Genomic DNA, 15,879 nt, shown 5'->3' with positions numbered 1-15,879 from the left:
CTGAGCAGGCGCTCACGACGACGGTCATCGTAGGGGACGATCCGCGCTGCGGGTCACCGCCGTCGGGTCTCGCCGAGATCGTCGTCGACCCGGAGACCGCACTGGGTGTGGGTCACGCCGCCCGCGCGTTGCCGTCAGCCGGCGCGGTCGAGGACGCGGGCAACCTCGGCGTCGAGCTTGGGCCGGTTGACGGCGAAGCGCTCTTCGCGGGTCGTGTCGCTCTCGAACTTGCGCGCCACGGCGGCGACGTGCTGGCGCTCGTCGGCCAGGGCGTCGAGCGACGACCCGGCCGCCCGGAGGCGGACCATCCGGTCGAGCACCGGGACCCCCGGCGTCCGGTAGGCGATGTCCTCGACGAGGCCGAGGGCCCGCTCGGGGTCCTCGGCGGATGCGTGGTACGCCAGGACGGCCAGGTAGGCGCTCTCCTCGTCCGGGTAGCGACCGTGGCAGTGCTCCCGTGCCGCTCGGGCGACGGCGGTCGGTCGGTCGCCGGGGGCACAGAGGAGCACCGCCCGGGTCAGGGCGTCGAGCGACCACGTCGTGCGTGCCGTCGGGTCGCCCGCCGGCGTCATCGTGGCGGCCACGGTGGGCGAGGAACGAAGGTCGGTGTCCGCCAGGACCGCCGCGGTGGCCACGGCCATGAGCACCGTGCCCAACGATGCTCGACCCACGCCGTACGCCTGCCAGAGCCGGCCGGCTTCCTCGTAGGCCGCGATGGCCTCGTCGGCGTGACCGAGGTGGGTGTAGGCGTGCACGGCGACCGTCGTGGCGAAGGCCCGGAGGGCGAGAGCCTCGGCGTCGTCGGCGACGGGTGACAGCGCCTCGAAGTCGTCGATCACGCCGCGGGGCTCGGCCCAGGACCGGAGCCAGCCGAGGTTGCCGGCGTTCTCGTGGCCGGGCCCGCCGACCAGCAGCCGCCACTCCCACGACCCGTCGTCGGGCGGCGGCGGATCGTCGATGTCGATCCCCTCCATGAGCGACAGGGCCAGCGCCTGCTCTCCCCACCACAACCGGGCGGATGTCCGCCCTCGGCCGGTGTCCCGGGCCGCCCGCTGGATCTCGCGGGCCGGGGGTCCGAGCCCCGCGACGGTGATGGTCTGGTGGTAGCTGGCCACGATCGTCGCGGCCCCCGCAGGGTCGGTCTGGGCGAGGTGGGCGGCGGCCGCGAAGGGGTCGACCGGAGACCGCAGCGGCCCCAGGTCGGCAGCGCTGAACAGCCAGGTGACCGGGTCGAGGGCCTCGACCTGGCTCAGGTACCACTGGGCGTGCACGTTGCGCGCGGTGCCGAGCTCACCGCGATGGCTCAGGTGCTCGAGGCCCCACTCCCGGACGGTCTCCAGGACCACGAACCGGGCCTCGCCACCCACGTCGTCGGCCCGCGAGAGCAGCGACTTGGCCACCAGTGAGGACACGCCGTCGGCGGCCGCAGCCGAGGAGAGCTCGCCCACGGCGGCGGCGATCTCGAGGGCGAAGGGTCCCGAGATCACGGCCAGGCGGGCGAGCAGGCCGCGCTCGTCGTCCGCCAGGAGGTCGATCGACCAGTCGATCGCCGCCCGCAGTGACTGCTGGCGGCGCAACTTGCCTCGGCGGCTACCCGCCAGGAGCGCGAAGCGGTCACCGAGGCCCTGCTCGATGTCGGCCAGGCCCATCGTCAGCGCCCGCCCGGCCGCCAGCTCGATGGCCAGGGGCAGGCCGTCGAGACGGGTGCAGATGGCGGCGATCGTGGCCAGGTCGTCCTCGGTCGGGGCGAACCCGGGGGCCAGGGCCACGACGCGCTCGACGAACAGCCGCACCGCCGGCGCGTCGGCCGTGGTGGCCAGGGGGCCGACCGGTACCAGGTGCTCTCCGTCGATATCCAGGTGTTCCCGCGACGTGGCGAGCAGGTGGAGCGTCGGCACATCGTCCACCAGCCGGTCGACGAGCTCGGCCACGTCGTCGATCAGGTGCTCGCAGTTGTCGACCACGACCAGGGTGGGCTGGGCGGCCAGGTGGCTGCACAGCTGGTCGTAAGGCGACGAGGTGACGACGAGTTGGACCGCCCGGCAGAAGGCGGGGAGGATCCCGTCGGGGTCGCCCACCGCGGCCAGGTCGGCGAAGTGCACACCGCCCTCGAAGTGCGCCCCGAGCTGCCCGGCGACCTCCACGGCGAGGCTCGTCTTGCCGATGCCGCCGGGGCCGACCAGCGTCACCAGCCGGTGCTCGACCACCTGGACGCGGACGTCGGCGACCTCCCGGTCGCGTCCCAGCAGTCGGGTCCGGCGCACCGGCAGGGTGTCCCGGTCCCGAACCACACCCCGGAGCGGGGGGAACTCCGTCGCCCCGACCTGCCAGAGCCGCAACGGCGCCGGCAGGTCGCGGAGCTGGTGCTCCCCCAGGTCGACGAGACGGTCGTCGTCGACCACGGCCGCCACCGCGTCGGTGCACAGGATCTGACCGCCGTGGCCCGCCGCCTCGACCCGGGCCGCGGCGTTCACCACGGGGCCGAAGTAGTCGCCGCCGCGTTCCTCGGCCTCGCCGAGGTGCAGGCCCATGCGGACCCGTAGTTCGGGACCGGGCCACCTCGCGGTCGCCAGGGCCTCCTGGGCGGCGCGGGCGGCGTCGTAGGCATCGGAGGCGCGGGAGAACGCCACGGCGAACGAGTCGCCGGCGGTGGCGAACACGTAGCCGCCCCCGGCCCCCACGGCCTCGCGCAGGATGCCGTCGTGGACCCGCAGGCTCGCCGACATGGCCTCGGGATCGGCCGCCCACCACCTCGTCGACCCCTCGACGTCGGTGAAGAGCAGCGTCACCACCCCCGAAGGAGGCCCACCCCCGGAACCCGCCACCGACCGAGTCTGACACGCCCGCCGCTCGCTCCGCCCGCCTGACTTCAGCGGACGACGGGGCGTTCCAGCGGCGGCAGGTCGGTGGTGCTCGTGTGGCGGCCGTCCTCACTCCACTCGGTGGCCCCGTGGCGGGCCAGCACGACGCTCGCCGGACTGCCCCTACCAGTCGGCCAGCGCCGCCACGATGTTCTCGAGGAGCCAGCCGAGGTAGCTGTACGCCGCGAACAGCGAGGCGTCGGGGTCGTCGGGGTCGATCTCGTCCATCTCCTCGGAGACGTCGAGGCGGGTGCCGAGGACGAGGCGGAGGTCGTTGACCGCGCCCATCCACGCGAGGAGCTGCTCCTCGGTGATGACGTCGGCGTCGAGGGTCTCCTCCACCTTGTCGAGGGCGGCCAGGCGGCCCTCGAGCAGGTCGTCGCGGACGAGCGACTGGTACTCGGCGTCGAGCTCGGCGTCGTCGGCGTAGGCCGTGGGGAAGAGGCGCTTGAGCGACGGGTCGACCGCCGCCCCTTCGGCGCCGCCGCCCGAGCCGGCCGTGAGCAGCTCGCGCAGCTGAGGGACGAGGGACGACAGGAGGTCGCGCTCCCAGCCGCGGAGACGCACGTCGTAGGCGCCGTCGCGCCGGCGGCGCACCAGAGCGCCGCGCTTGCCCAGCGCCACGGCCCCTACTCGTCTTTCTGCATGGTGGCCCAGAGGCCCTTCTCGTGCAGGCGGAACACGTCGAGCTCGGCCTTCTCCCGGGTGCCGCTCGACACCACCGCCTTGCCCTTGTGGTGCACGTCGAGCATCAGCTCGGTGGCCTTCTCGAGGCTGTAGCCGAACAGCTGCTGGAACACGAGGGTGACGTACGACATCAAGTTGATGGGGTCGTTCCAGACCAGCACGATCCACGGCAGGTCGGGCTCGGCGGTCTCGTCGAGGCCCGGCTCGTCGACCTGGATCGGAGCGGGAGCCACGGGGGTGGCGGGCACCGAGCGCTCCTACCCCCGCGCCGCGGCGGCCGGCTCGGGGGTCGCCGGCGTCGGGGCGTCGTCGTCACCCGCCTCGGCCGGGTGGGTGTGCAGGCCCAGCTCGAAGGTGAGCACGGCGATCCACACGCACACCGAGCCGAGCAGGTGGATGGCCACCAGCCCGACGGGCACGCCCATGAAGTACTGCGCGTAGCCGACCGCGGCCTGGGCCACGAGCACGACGAGGAGGATCTCGCCCCGTTTCAGGATGTCGGCGGAGAGCTCGCCTCGCCGCTTGAGCATCCAGAGCGTGGCCAGCGTGATGAGGCCGAAGAGGATGACCGAGCCGCCGTGCAGGCGGACGACCTCGCCCACGACGAGGTCGAGGCGCTCGACCTCGGCGTCACCGCCGTGCGGGCCGGCGCCGGTGACCACGGTGCCGAGCATGATGGCCAGCGCCGCCGACGCGACCATGATCCGGCCCATCCAGCGCGCCTCCGGCGAGACCGACGAGCGCGCCGGCGTCGGCGGCTGGCCGGCCAGGTGGTGCAACACGACGGCGTTCCAGATGATGACGATGGACAGCAGGAAGTGCGCCATCACGAACGGCGGGGAGAGCTCGACCAGGACGGTGATGCCGCCGAGGACGATCTGGCCGATCATGCCGGCCACGAGGCCCAGCGACCACCAGGTGAGGTCGCGCCGGCGCGGGGTGCGCACCAGCGAGCCGAGCACCGCGAGCATCACGGCGACCGAGAGGAGGCCCGTGAAGGTGCGGTTCACGAACTCGACCATGGCGTGGTACTCGAGGGGCGCCACGAGCTGGTCGTTCTCGCAGGTCGGCCAGTCGGTGCACCCGAGGCCGGAGCCGGTGAGGCGCACGGCGCCACCGGTGACCACGATCACCGAGAGCAGGACGAGGGCGAGCAGGGTGATCCGCTGGTAGGTGCGCGGGGAGCACCGGGGGAGCTGCATCGCCCCCGATCCTAGGGAGCGGGCCACTTGGGTCCGAATCGGCCGGAGGTCCTACCCTGGGGGCGTCATGCACCTCATCGCCCGGCGCTCGCTCGTGCACCAGGTCGGCGCCTACGTGGCGCTGACCAAGCCGCGCATCATCGAGCTGCTGCTGGTCACCACCCTGCCCACGATGGTGGTGGCCGAGCAGGGCATGCCGTCGGTGGGACTGATGGCGGCCACCCTCGTGGGCGGCACCCTCGCCGCCGGCGGGGCCAACGCCATCAACATGTACGTCGACCGCGACATCGACGCGGTCATGGAGCGCACCAAGGGCCGTCCGCTGGTCACCGGCGAGATGTCGCCGCGTGCCGCCCTCACCTTCGCCGTCGGCCTCGAGGTCGTGGCCTTCGTCGAGCTCTGGGTCCTGGTCAACCTGCTCAGCGCGGTGCTGGCCGTGTCGGCCTGCCTCTTCTACGTCTTCATCTACACGCTCTGGCTGAAGCGCACCTCGAAGCAGAACATCGTCATCGGCGGCGCCGCCGGCGCGGTGCCCGTCCTCGTCGGCTGGGCCGCGGTCACCGACAGCCTCGCCCTGGCCCCCTGGCTGATGTTCGCCATCATCTTCATCTGGACGCCGCCCCACTTCTGGGCGCTCGCCATCCGCTACCGCGAGGACTACGCCGCGGCCGACGTACCGATGCTCCCGGCGGTCGAGACGCTGCGCAACACGGCCGTCCAGATCCTCGTCTACACCGTCGTCCTCTGGGCCACGACGCTGCTCCTCGCCCCGGTCGCCGACCTCGGCTGGATCTACCTCGGCAGCGCCGTCGTGCTCGGCGGGATCTTCACCTGGATGTCCGTGCGCCTCCTGCGCAACCCCACGCCGGCGCTGGCCATGCGCCTGTTCACCTACTCGATCACGTACCTCACGTTGCTGTGGGCGGCCATGGCCGTCGACGTCCTCGTCGAGCACGGTCTGTGAGCGTCGGGGCGGCCATCCCGGCCGTTTTTCTGGCGCTCGGGCCGCGTGACTAGAGTTCGCCACCGAGCCGAGCCATGACTGTCACCGAGACCCGACCCGACACCGCGGCCGCACCTGAGGCCGAGGCACCCCCCGAACACGCGCCCACCTCGCGCGGCCTGCCTGCCGTCCTCGGCAGCGGCGACCACAAGGTCGTCGGCCGCCTCTGGATCGCGTTCTCCCTCCTCTACCTCTTCGTGGGCCTGGGCATCGCGGTGCTCCTCGGCCTCGAGGACGCAGATCTGGGGTCCTACGAGGTGCTGGGGTCCGACACGTACCTCCAGATGTTCAGCCTCTACCGGGTCACCGCGGTCTTCCTCGTGGTCATCCCGCTGTTCCTCGGCCTCGCCACCTACGTCGTGCCGCTCCAGGTCGGCGCCCGGTCGCTCGCCCTTCCCCGGGCCGCGGCGGCCGCCTTCTGGACGTGGGCCGTCGCCGGCGGCGTCCTGATCGCCTCCTACGCCATCGACGGCGGCCCCGGCGGCACCGACGCCGAGGGCACCGACCTCTGGATCGTGGCCTTCGGCCTGCTGGTGGTGGCGCTCGTCGCCGCCGCCGTCTGCGTCGCCACCACGGTCCTCGTCGACCGTGCCGAGGGCATGAGCCTCGTGCGCACGCCGCTGTTCTCGTGGTCGATGCTCGTCGCCTGCAGCGTCTGGATCCTCAGCCTCCCCGTCCTGCTCGCCAACCTGCTGGTCATCTACCTCGACCACCGGTACGGCCAGCAGCTCTTCGGCGTGGACGCCGACATCTGGGCGCAGGTCTCGTGGGCGTTCCACCAGCCGCAGATCTACGCCACGGCCATCCCGGTGTTCGGCATCGTCCTCGACGTCACCGCCACCGCCACCGGCGCCCGCCCCAAGTTCCGACAGGCCGCCATGGTCGCCACCGGCCTCTTCGGCGCTCTCGCCTTCGGCGCCTGGATGCAGCCCTACTTCAACGCCGAGGCCCTCGACGACCCTTGGTTCATCGGCGTGGCGTGGGTGAGCCTCCTCACGGTGCTCGTCCTTCTGCTGCTCGTGGGCGAGACGATGGGCCGCAACCGTCCCAAGTTCACCGCCCCCCTGGCCCTCTCGGTCGTCGCCTTCCTGCTCCTGCTCGGCGCCACCATCGCCGGCGGCTTCGCCGTGCTGGACGTGCTCGACCTCACCGGCACCACCTTCGCCTCCGGCCAGATGAACCTCACCCTCCTGGCGGCGCTCACCGGCGGGCTCGCCGGCGTCTGGTACTGGCTGCCCAAGATCTCGGGCCGCAAGGCGTCCGACGGCGCCGGGTCCCTGGTCGCCCTCCTGCTCCTGGCCGGTGCGACGCTCGTCGGCCTCGGCTCGCTGTGGAGCGGCGCCCTCGACCAGCCGCTCGCCCTCACCGCCGAGTACGTCGCCCGCGACGGCGTCGAGGCCCTCAACCTCGTCACCACCGCAGGCTTCGCGCTCCTGCTGCTCGCCGGCCTGGTCGCCGCGCTCGCCCTGGTGGTCGCCATCCGCAAGGGCACCACCTCCGACGCCGAGCACCGGCCCGACGACCCCTGGGGTGGCCAGACGCTCGAGTGGTCCACCACCTCGCCGCCGCCGTGGAACAACTTCGCCGAGGCCCCCGCCCTCGTGCTCACGGCCTCGCCCCTGCTCGACTCCGCTGAGGAAGGTGCCTGATGGCCACCGCCACCTCCACCCGCCCGGTGCCCGCCCTCGCACCCCCGCCGCAGCCCCGTCGGCCCCGTGCCCTGTTCGTGGGCACGGCCTTCGCCGCCGCCGCCGTGGGCATGGCCTTCCTGGGTCTGATCGGCATCTACATCGCGGTGCGCGCCGAGGCCATCGCCGGCGGCGGCACCTGGCTGCCCGAGGGCGTCGTCATCCCCCTCACGCCGCCCAACGTGGCCATGGCCACCCTGTTGATGTCCGTGGTCACCATGCAGTGGGCCATCTACGCCATCGGCAACCGGGACCGAAACAACGCCTACCTGGCGCTCGGCCTGACCATCCTGCTGGGCGCGGCCTTCGCCAACTCCACCGCCTACCTCTACAGCCAGATGGGCCTGGTCATCGCCGACAGCACCGTCGGCGTCCTCGTCTACGCCATCTCGGGCGCCCACCTCGTGCTCACCATCGCCGCCCTCCTCTACATCGGCGTGGTGTCCCTGCGGGCCCTCGGCGGGGAGTACACGCCGCGTGACCGTGAAGGCCTGAGCTCGGCCGCCCTGTTCTGGTACGCCACCGTCGCCGTGTACGCGCTCATCTGGTACACGATCTTCATCACCAAGTAGGAGAGTCCGGCGAATGATCACCAAGGGATCGCGGTTCTTCTTCGGATTCGCCGCCCTCGCGTACGTGGGCGCCATCGTCTACGGCCTCAGCACGGGGGGCCACGTCTTCGGCGTGTTCTCCCTGGGCTACAAGGAGGGCGTCGGCGAGCACCTGGGCTACACCGTGCTGCTCGGCAGCGCCGTCGTGTCGGCGTTCCTCGGCTTCGTCTGCATCGCCCTGCGTGACGCCGACCCCGAGGCCGAGGCCCAGCTCGTCCACCTCGATCACGCCCCGCCGGCGGAGGCCATCAACCGCACGAACTTCTGGCCCATCGTGGCCGCCTTCTCCGTGGGCGCCATGGCCATCGGCCTGGTGGTGGGCTCGCAGCTCTTCGTGGCCGGTTGCGTCGGCCTCGGCATCGTCATCGTCGAGTGGGGCATCCGCAACTGGGCCGACCGTCGCACCGGCGACCCCGAGGTCAACCGCGAGATCCGCAACCGCATCATGTTGCCCATCGAGGTCCCCGTCGGCGCCCTGCTGTGCATCGGCTTGCTCGTGGCGCTCATCTCCCGGGTGTTCCTGGCCACCTCGAAGGAGGGCTCCACGGGGGTGGCCATCGTGGTCGCCGTCCTCGTGCTGGGCGTGGCCACCCTCATCGCCACCAAGCCCCGCCTCAGCGCCAACCTGATCAGTGGCCTGCTCCTGCTCGGCGGCATCGCCGTGCTGGCCGGTGGCATCACCGCCGCCTCCGTCGGCACCCGCGACTTCGAAGAGCACCACGACGACACCGAGTTCCAGCAGCCCCCGGTGGGCGGCGAGCTCCCGCCCGAGCGCCCGGACACCACCACCACCGTGGCCGGCGCACCCGTCGAGACGACGCTTCCGCCGGAAGAGCCCGGCTCGCCCGACGCCGACACCACCAGCACCACCGCCGTGGACGAGCTCTCGCCCACCACGGTGGCCCCTGACGCCGCAGACTCGACCACGACCACCGAGGCCTCGAATTGAGCCGCAACCGATCCGACGTTGGTTTGGCAGGTGACCCGCAGGTCGGCCAAGCTCCGAACGTGTCCGCTGCCCGACGCCGCTTCTCCCGCCTCGTGAAGGGAGTGCTCGGCCTCGGCGCCGTGTCGCTCCTGGCCGGGTGCGCCTCGGACAACCCCCTCGACATCTTCCAGGGCGACGGCACCGAGTCGCAGACCATCAACGACCTCCAGATCCCGGTCTTCATGATCGCGATCATCGTCGGGGTGCTGGTCATGGCCGCGGTGCTGTTCATCGTCATCAAGTTCCGGGCCAAGCCCGATGACGACGAGCTCCCCGCCCAGACCCACGGCGCCCTCGGCCTCGAGCTCGGCTGGACGCTGCTCCCGGCCCTGCTCCTCGCCTTCGTGGCGGTGGGCACGGTCGTCACCATCTTCGACCTCGCCGACGCGCCCGAGGACGCCATGGAGATCGACGTCTACGGCCAGCAGTGGTGGTGGGGCTTCGAGTACGACACCGACCAGGACGGCACCGTCGACATCACGACCGCCACCGAGATGGTCATCCCCGCCGGCGAGCCCGTCGTGGTCAACATCAAGTCGCGGGACGTGATCCACAGCTTCTGGATCCCGGCGCTGAACGGCAAGAAGGACGCCGTGCCCGGCCGCACCCACCAGCTCACCATCCAGGCCGACGAGCCCGGTGTCTACCGCGGCCAGTGCACCGAGTACTGCGGCCTCTCCCACAGCCGCATGCAGATGCGGGTCATCGCCCTCGAGCAGGCCGACTACGACGCCTGGGTCGAGAACCAGCTCCAGGACGCCGAGACCCCCCTCGATCCCGAGGCTGCCGCTGGCCTCGAGCTCTTCAAGGGGCAGTGCGTCACCTGCCACCAGATCAACGGCGTGGACGAGGTCGAGTTCGCGGCCCAGGTGTCGGGCGCCGCTCCGAACCTCACCCACCTCATGACCCGCAGCACCTACGCCGGCGGCATCTTCGACCTCTACGAGCAGGCCAACGACGGCGATCCGAACTACGACCTCGGCGGGATCCCGTACAACGACCTCCCCGAGGAAGGCACCTTCGACCGCAACCAGCTCGAGGCGTGGCTCCGCAACCCCCCGGCGGAGAAGCCCATGGCGCCGGACCCGACGCAGTACAGCCAGTACGGCCGGGGCATGCCCAACCTGAACCTGTCCGAGCAGCAGATCGACCAGCTGGTCGCCTACCTCGAGACCCTCAAGTAGGAAGTACATGGCCCTTACCGAGGAACGCCCACTCGCACTGACGACCGGCGACGAGGTCACCACCGACCACGAGCCGCTCGGCGTCTTCCGCCGACCCACCGCCACCGAAGGCTGGCGCAGCTGGGTCACCACCGTCGATCACAAGAAGATCGGCATCATGTACGGCTACACCGCCTTCTTCTTCTTCCTGGTGGGTGGCATCGAGGCCCTGCTGCTGCGCACGCAGCTGGCGGTGCCCAACAACAACGTGCTCAGCGCGGACACCTACAACCAGGTGTTCACCATGCACGGCATCACCATGGTCTTCCTGGTGATCATGCCGATGGCGGCCGCCTTCGCGAACTACCTCCTGCCGCTGCAGATCGGTGCCCGCGACGTCGCGTTCCCCCGCATGAACGCGTTCAGCTACTGGTGCTTCCTCTTCGGTGGCATCTTCCTCAACACCAGCTGGGTGCTGGGCGGCGCGGCCGACGGCGGCTGGTTCGCCTACGCCCCCAACACCGGCGTCGTCTTCTCGCCGTCGCACGGCCTCGACTTCTTCACCCTGGGCCTGCTCATCACCGGTATCGCCTCGCTGGTCAGCTCGGTGAACCTCACCGTCACCGTGCTCAACATGCGGGCACCGGGCATGACCCTCATGCGCATGCCGGTGTTCACCTGGATGGTGCTGGTGGTGCAGGTGCTCCTGGTGTTCGCCCTCCCGGTGATCACCCTGGCCCTGCTGCTGCTCACCTTCGAGCGCCTCTTCGACGCCCAGTTCTTCAACCCGGCGGCCGGCGCCGACCCGCTGCTGTGGGAGAACCTCTTCTGGATCTTCGGCCACCCCGAGGTCTACATCCTCATCCTGCCGTCGTTCGGCATCGTGTCCGAGGTCATCCCGGTCTTCTCCCGCAAGCCCATCTTCGGCTACCCGTTCATGGTCTTCTCGGGCATCGCCATCGGCTTCATGGGCTGGGGCGTGTGGGCCCACCACATGTTCGCCTCGGGCATCGGCCCCATCTCGGTCGCTGCGTTCTCGCTGTCGACCATGTTCATCGCCGTGCCCACCGGCGTGAAGATCCTCAACTGGCTCGCCACCATGTGGGGCGGCAAATTGACCTTCACCACCCCGATGCTGTTCGCCATCGGCCTGGTGGCGATGTTCACCATCGGTGGCCTGTCGGGCGTCACCCACTCGGTGGCGCCGTCCGACACCCAGCAGACCGACACCTACTACATCGTCGCCCACTTCCACTACGTGCTCTTCGGCGGCGCCCTCATGGGCCTCTTCGCCGGCTTCTACTTCTGGTGGCCCAAGGTCTACGGGCACTTCCTCGGCGAGCGCATGGGCAAGGTGCACTTCTGGCTGATGCTGCTCGGCTTCAACCTCACCTTCGGGCCCATGCACATCCTGGGCCTCCAGGGCATGTCGCGACGCATCTGGACCTACGACGACGGCCTCGGCTTCAACTTCTGGAACCTGGTCTCCACCATCGGTGCCTTCATGATCGCCGTGTCCATCCTCGTGTTCATGGCCAACGTGTGGCGCAGCCGGGTGAAGGCCAAGGGCCAGCCGCCCGTCGGGCCCGACCCGTGGGACTCCCGCAGCCTCGAGTGGATCACCCCGTCGCCGGTGCCCGAGTACAACTTCTCGGAGATCCCGGTGGTGACGGGTCGCGACGAGTTCTGGAACCGCAAGTACGGCGAGGACGAGTCCGGCCGCCTGGTGCGTCTGCACTCCGACGAAGAGGTCTGCCAGGCCCCGGGGGCCACCGGCATCCACCTGCCCTCACCGTCCTACTGGCCCATCGTGTTGTCCTTCGGCCTGCCCTTCGTCGGCTACGGCCTGATCTACAGCCTCTGGTGGGCGGCCTTCGGTGCCATCTTCGTCATCGCCGGGATCTACGGCTGGGCCCTCGAGCCCGCCGATGACGACGAGGACCCCCACGGCCACGACGACCACGACGACCACGGCCCGAGTGGCGACGACGCCGCCGAGGCGCCGACCGCCGTCACCGAGGAGGCCCCCGTTGGCTGACACCGCCACCCACGACATCACCCTCTCGGAGGCCTTCGCCGCCGAGGTGGGCTCGGGGGAGCACGCCACCAACACCGGCTACTCCAACGAGAAGCTGGGCATGTGGGTCTTCCTCGGCTCCGAGTGCCTGCTCTTCGGCGGACTCATCAGCACGTACCTGCTCTACCAGGACCGTGCCATCGAGGGCCCGCTGCCCAAGGACCTCTACGACATCCCCTTCACCTCGGTGAGCTCGTTCGTGCTGCTCATGAGCTCGCTCACCATGGTGCTGGCGGTGGGCTCGTGGATGCGGGGGGACCTGCGCCGCGGCCGCACCTGGCTACTCACCACCGCCCTCCTCGGCGGCATCTTCATCGCCGGCCAGGTGTACGAGTTCACGTCCTTCGTCAAGGAGGGCATGGGCTACACCACCAACCTCGCCGCCTCGTCGTTCTACACGCTGACCGGCTTCCACGGCGTCCACGTCACCGTCGGCATCATCATGTTGGTGTCGCTGGCCGCCCTGTCGTTCACCGGGCGCCTCGGCGCCGACCGGGCCGAGACGGTCGAGATCGTCGGCCTGTACTGGCACTTCGTCGACGTCGTGTGGATCCTCATCTTCACGATCGTCTACCTGATCACCTAGGAGCCCCATGAGCACCACCGAGACGGCGGCTCCCGCCGAGCAGGACGCGGACGCCGGCCACGCCGAGCACGACGAGCACATGCACCCGAGCGACTGGAAGTACGTCCAGATCGCCATCATCCTCGCGGTGCTCACCGCCGCCGAGGTGGCCACCTACTACATCGACACCGGCCCGCTCGAGATCCCGATCCTGATCACCATCATGGTCATCAAGTTCGTGCTCGTGCTCATGTGGTTCATGCACCTGAAGTTCGACAGCCCGCTGTTCACCAAGACGTTCGTGGCCGGGTTGGCCATGGCGGTGGTGGTCTACGTCGCGGTTTTGTCGATGTTCGAGTTCTGGAGCTGACGGAGCCCTCGCCATGACCGTCGTCGCCGCCCTGCAGCCCTGGCGGTGGCAGCCGCATCCCGAGGTCTGGTTCGTCCTCATCAGCCTGGTGGCCCTGGGCTGGTACGCCGCCAAGGTCATCGGCCCCAAGGTCGTCCCCGAGGGCGAGCCCATCATCACCCGACGCCAGCGGGGCTTCTTCATCGCCGGCATGGTCATGTTGTGGCTGGCCGCCGACTGGCCGCTGCACGACATCGCCGAGCAGTACCTGTACGCACTGCACATGATCCAGCACTTCGTGCTGGCGTACATCGTGCCGCCGCTGTTCCTGCTGGCCACCCCCACCTGGCTCGCTCGCCTCATCATCGGCGAGGGGCGGCTGTGGCGCTGGCTGAAGGTCCTGGCCTTCCCGGTGGTGGCCGCGGTCATCTTCAACGGGGTGGTCATCTTCACCCACTGGCCCACCGTGGTGAACTTCTCGGTCGAGAACGGCATCGTCCACTACAGCGTCCACGTGCTGGTGGTCTTCAGCGCACTGCTCATGTGGATGCCGGTGTGCGGCCCCTTCCCCGAGCTGCGCATGTCGCTGCCGGGCCAGATGATCTACCTGTTCCTGATGTCGATCGTGCCCACGGTGCCGGCGGCGTGGCTCACGCTCGGCGGCACGGTGATCTACGAGACCTACGACGACCCCCAGCGCCTGTGGGGGATCAGCGCCCTCGCCGACCAGCAGATGGCCGGTCTCATCATGAAGCTGGGCGGCAGCGCCTACCTGTGGGGCGTGATCAGCGTGATGTTCTTCCAGTGGGCGGCCCGCCACGAGCGCGCCGAGCGCACCGGTGAGGTGCTCAGCGAGCGCGACGTGTTGACGTGGCAGCACGTCGAGGCGCAGTTCGACGAGCACCCGGCCCCCACCGAGCCCCCCGCTACTCCCAGCGGAACGTGAGGGCCGCCGCCACCGGTGTGGCGATGGCCCAGAGGACGAGCGTGGCCCACGCCCATCCCGGCACCGACGCGCCGGCGGTGAGGGTGCCATCGACGCCGGCGGCGAGGGCGGCCGCGGGCAGCAGCTCCGCGAACGCCTCGAGGGGGCCAGGCAGCTCCGACAGCGGGATGATCATGCCGCCGAGGAGCAGCAGCACCAGGTAGAGCCCATTGGCCAGGGCCAGCGTGAGCTCGGCCCGCAGGGTGCCCGCCATGAGCAGGCCGAGGCCGGCGAAGGCCACGGTCCCCAACGCGGCGACGACGAGGAACGGCAGCCACGTGGCCTCCGGCTCCCATCCCAGCAGGAGGGAGAGGGGGACCAGGACGAGGAGCTGCACCACCTCGACCGCGAGCACCGCGGTGGTCTTTGCCATGAGGAGCCGGGGACGCCCGAGGGGAGTGGCGCCGAGCCGCTTGAGCACCCCGTACTGGCGCTCGAAGCCGGTGGCGATGGCCACGTTGACCATGGCCGTGGACATCAGGGCGAGGGCGATGACCCCGGGGGCGAGGAAGTCGATGGGCTCGTCGACGCCGGCGGGCTTCGGCAGCACGTCCACCTGCGAGAAGAACACGAGCAGCAGCACGGGGATGCCGAGGGTGAGCAGGATCGACTCGCCCCGGCGCAGGGTGAGGACCAGCTCCGTGCGGGCCTGGGCCAGGTAGGCCGTCATCGGGGGCCCTCCCCCCGACGGCGTCGCCTCCGCCGGGCGAGGCCGCCGCGTGCCGCCTCCGGGCGGGCGCTGTCCGCGACCTCGGGACCGCTCTGGGCGCCCTCCGCGCTGGCCGTGAGGCGCAGGAAGACGTCCTCGAGGCGCTGGCGACCGGCGCGCAGATCGGCGAGGGGCAGGTCGTGGTCGGCCAGCCAGGCGGTGAGGGCGGCCACGGCGGCGGGGGTGGCGGCGGTGTCGACCCGGTACTCCCCGGGAGACTCCTCGTCCACGGAGGCCCCGAGGCGGGCACCCAGGTCGGCGACGTCGAGGCCGGGTGGGGCCCCGAAGCGGATCTCCTCGCCCGCGCCTGCGGTCATCAGCTCGGCGGGGGTCCCCACCCCGACCACCTGGCCGTGGTCGATGATGACCACCCGGTCGGCGAGCTTCTCGGCCTCGTCGAGGTCGTGGGTGGTGACCAGCACGCAGACGCCGTCGTCACGCAGTTCACGGATCACCTCGCGGATGAGCTGGCGCCCGCTGATGTCGATGCCCGAGGTGGGCTCGTCGAGGAAGGCCACCTCGGGCCGGCCGACCAGGGCGAGGGCCAGCGAGAGGCGCTGTGCTTCCCCGCCCGACAGCCGGCGCACCGGGGTGGCCGCCTTGTCGGCCAGGCCCACCCTCTCGAGCAGTCGGTCGGGTGCGTGTGCCCCCGGGTAGTAGGCGGCGAAGAGCCGAACCGCCTCTCGAGGGGTGATGCCGGGGTAGACGCCGCCCTGCTGGAGCATCACGCCGATGCGGGGGACGAGGGCACTGTGGTCGCGACCCGGGTCGAGGCCGAGCACCCGCACCGTGCCCGAGGTGGCGGCCCGGTACCCCTCGAGGGTCTCGACGGTGCTGGTCTTGCCGGCGCCGTTGGGCCCGAGGAGCCCGACCACCTCGCCGGCGTCGGCGTGCATCGAGAGCCCGTCGACCGCGGTGAGCGGGCCGTAGCGGATGGTGAGGTCTTCGACCTCGATTGTCGGCACGGCGCCAAGCTACGCGCCGAATACGC

The 15,879-nt window shown here is 70.7% G+C and carries 15 protein-coding genes; 9 read left to right on the top strand and 6 right to left on the bottom strand.

All coding sequences use genetic code 11. The features are described 5' to 3' along the window. Window positions 1–134 precede the first annotated feature (134 nt). The 4 genes from JNK12_23440 to JNK12_23425 form a co-directional block, all read right to left on the bottom strand. Window positions 135–2,825, bottom strand: a complete 2,691-nt coding sequence (locus tag JNK12_23440; GenBank protein ID MBL8778905.1) for an adenylate/guanylate cyclase domain-containing protein — start codon at window positions 2,823–2,825, stop codon at window positions 135–137. A gap of 159 nt (window positions 2,826–2,984) precedes the next feature. After that, a complete protein-coding gene (locus JNK12_23435; GenBank protein ID MBL8778904.1) occupies window positions 2,985–3,485 on the bottom strand; it encodes a DUF2017 family protein in 501 nt (166 codons plus the stop codon). A 5-nt stretch (window positions 3,486–3,490) separates the two neighbouring features. Continuing rightward, window positions 3,491–3,796: an ATP-dependent Clp protease adapter ClpS gene (clpS, locus tag JNK12_23430; protein ID MBL8778903.1), complete on the bottom strand. Its 306-nt coding sequence runs from the start codon at window positions 3,794–3,796 to the stop codon at window positions 3,491–3,493. 9 nt (window positions 3,797–3,805) lie between these two features. Further along, window positions 3,806–4,750, bottom strand: coding sequence for a heme A synthase (locus JNK12_23425; protein ID MBL8778902.1), 945 nt, complete (start codon window positions 4,748–4,750; stop codon window positions 3,806–3,808). A gap of 67 nt (window positions 4,751–4,817) precedes the next feature. On the opposite strand from JNK12_23425, the gene JNK12_23420 reads away from it, so the two are divergent. From JNK12_23420 to JNK12_23380, 9 genes are all read left to right on the top strand, one after another. After that, window positions 4,818–5,714, top strand: a complete 897-nt coding sequence (locus tag JNK12_23420) for a protoheme IX farnesyltransferase (protein MBL8778901.1) — start codon at window positions 4,818–4,820, stop codon at window positions 5,712–5,714. Window positions 5,715–5,788: 74 nt separating this feature from the next. Then, window positions 5,789–7,402, top strand: coding sequence for a cbb3-type cytochrome c oxidase subunit I (locus JNK12_23415; protein MBL8778900.1), 1,614 nt, complete (start codon window positions 5,789–5,791; stop codon window positions 7,400–7,402). After that, window positions 7,402–8,013 carry a cytochrome c oxidase subunit 3 gene (locus tag JNK12_23410; protein ID MBL8778899.1) on the top strand — a complete coding sequence of 204 codons (612 nt, stop codon included), beginning with the start codon at window positions 7,402–7,404 and terminating at the stop codon, window positions 8,011–8,013. Before JNK12_23415 ends, JNK12_23410 begins: the two co-directional genes overlap by 1 nt. Window positions 8,014–8,026: 13 nt before the next feature. Then, on the top strand, window positions 8,027–9,001 hold the full coding sequence (locus JNK12_23405) for a hypothetical protein (protein ID MBL8778898.1): 975 nt from the start codon (window positions 8,027–8,029) through the stop codon (window positions 8,999–9,001). A 59-nt stretch (window positions 9,002–9,060) separates the two neighbouring features. Further along, on the top strand, window positions 9,061–10,224 hold the full coding sequence (gene coxB / locus JNK12_23400; GenBank protein ID MBL8778897.1) for a cytochrome c oxidase subunit II: 1,164 nt from the start codon (window positions 9,061–9,063) through the stop codon (window positions 10,222–10,224). Window positions 10,225–10,231: 7 nt separating this feature from the next. Then, entirely contained in the window at window positions 10,232–12,241 is a 2,010-nt protein-coding gene (gene ctaD / locus JNK12_23395) for a cytochrome c oxidase subunit I (GenBank protein MBL8778896.1), read from the top strand. Further along, entirely contained in the window at window positions 12,234–12,866 is a 633-nt protein-coding gene (locus tag JNK12_23390; GenBank protein MBL8778895.1) for a heme-copper oxidase subunit III, read from the top strand. Before ctaD ends, JNK12_23390 begins: the two co-directional genes overlap by 8 nt. 7 nt (window positions 12,867–12,873) lie before the next feature. Then, complete coding sequence (locus JNK12_23385) at window positions 12,874–13,215, top strand: cytochrome C oxidase subunit IV family protein (GenBank protein MBL8778894.1); 342 nt, start codon at window positions 12,874–12,876, stop codon at window positions 13,213–13,215. 13 nt (window positions 13,216–13,228) lie between these two features. Continuing rightward, the gene (locus JNK12_23380) at window positions 13,229–14,140 is read left to right on the top strand and encodes a cytochrome c oxidase assembly protein (protein ID MBL8778893.1); all 912 of its coding nucleotides are present in this window, start codon (window positions 13,229–13,231) and stop codon (window positions 14,138–14,140) included. Here the strand turns inward: JNK12_23380 and JNK12_23375 are convergent. Beyond that, window positions 14,121–14,849, bottom strand: coding sequence for an ABC transporter permease (locus JNK12_23375; GenBank protein ID MBL8778892.1), 729 nt, complete (start codon window positions 14,847–14,849; stop codon window positions 14,121–14,123). The genes JNK12_23380 and JNK12_23375 overlap by 20 nt on opposite strands. Further along, window positions 14,846–15,853: an ABC transporter ATP-binding protein gene (locus tag JNK12_23370; protein MBL8778891.1), complete on the bottom strand. Its 1,008-nt coding sequence runs from the start codon at window positions 15,851–15,853 to the stop codon at window positions 14,846–14,848. Before JNK12_23370 ends, JNK12_23375 begins: the two co-directional genes overlap by 4 nt. Between the last annotated feature and the right edge of the window lie 26 nt (window positions 15,854–15,879).

Source organism: Acidimicrobiales bacterium, assembly GCA_016794585.1.
Classification (GTDB): Bacteria; Actinomycetota; Acidimicrobiia; order Acidimicrobiales; family DATDAH01; genus JAEUJM01.
Note: the sequence above shows the minus strand (reverse complement) of the source record. Positions and strands in the feature narration are given on the sequence as shown.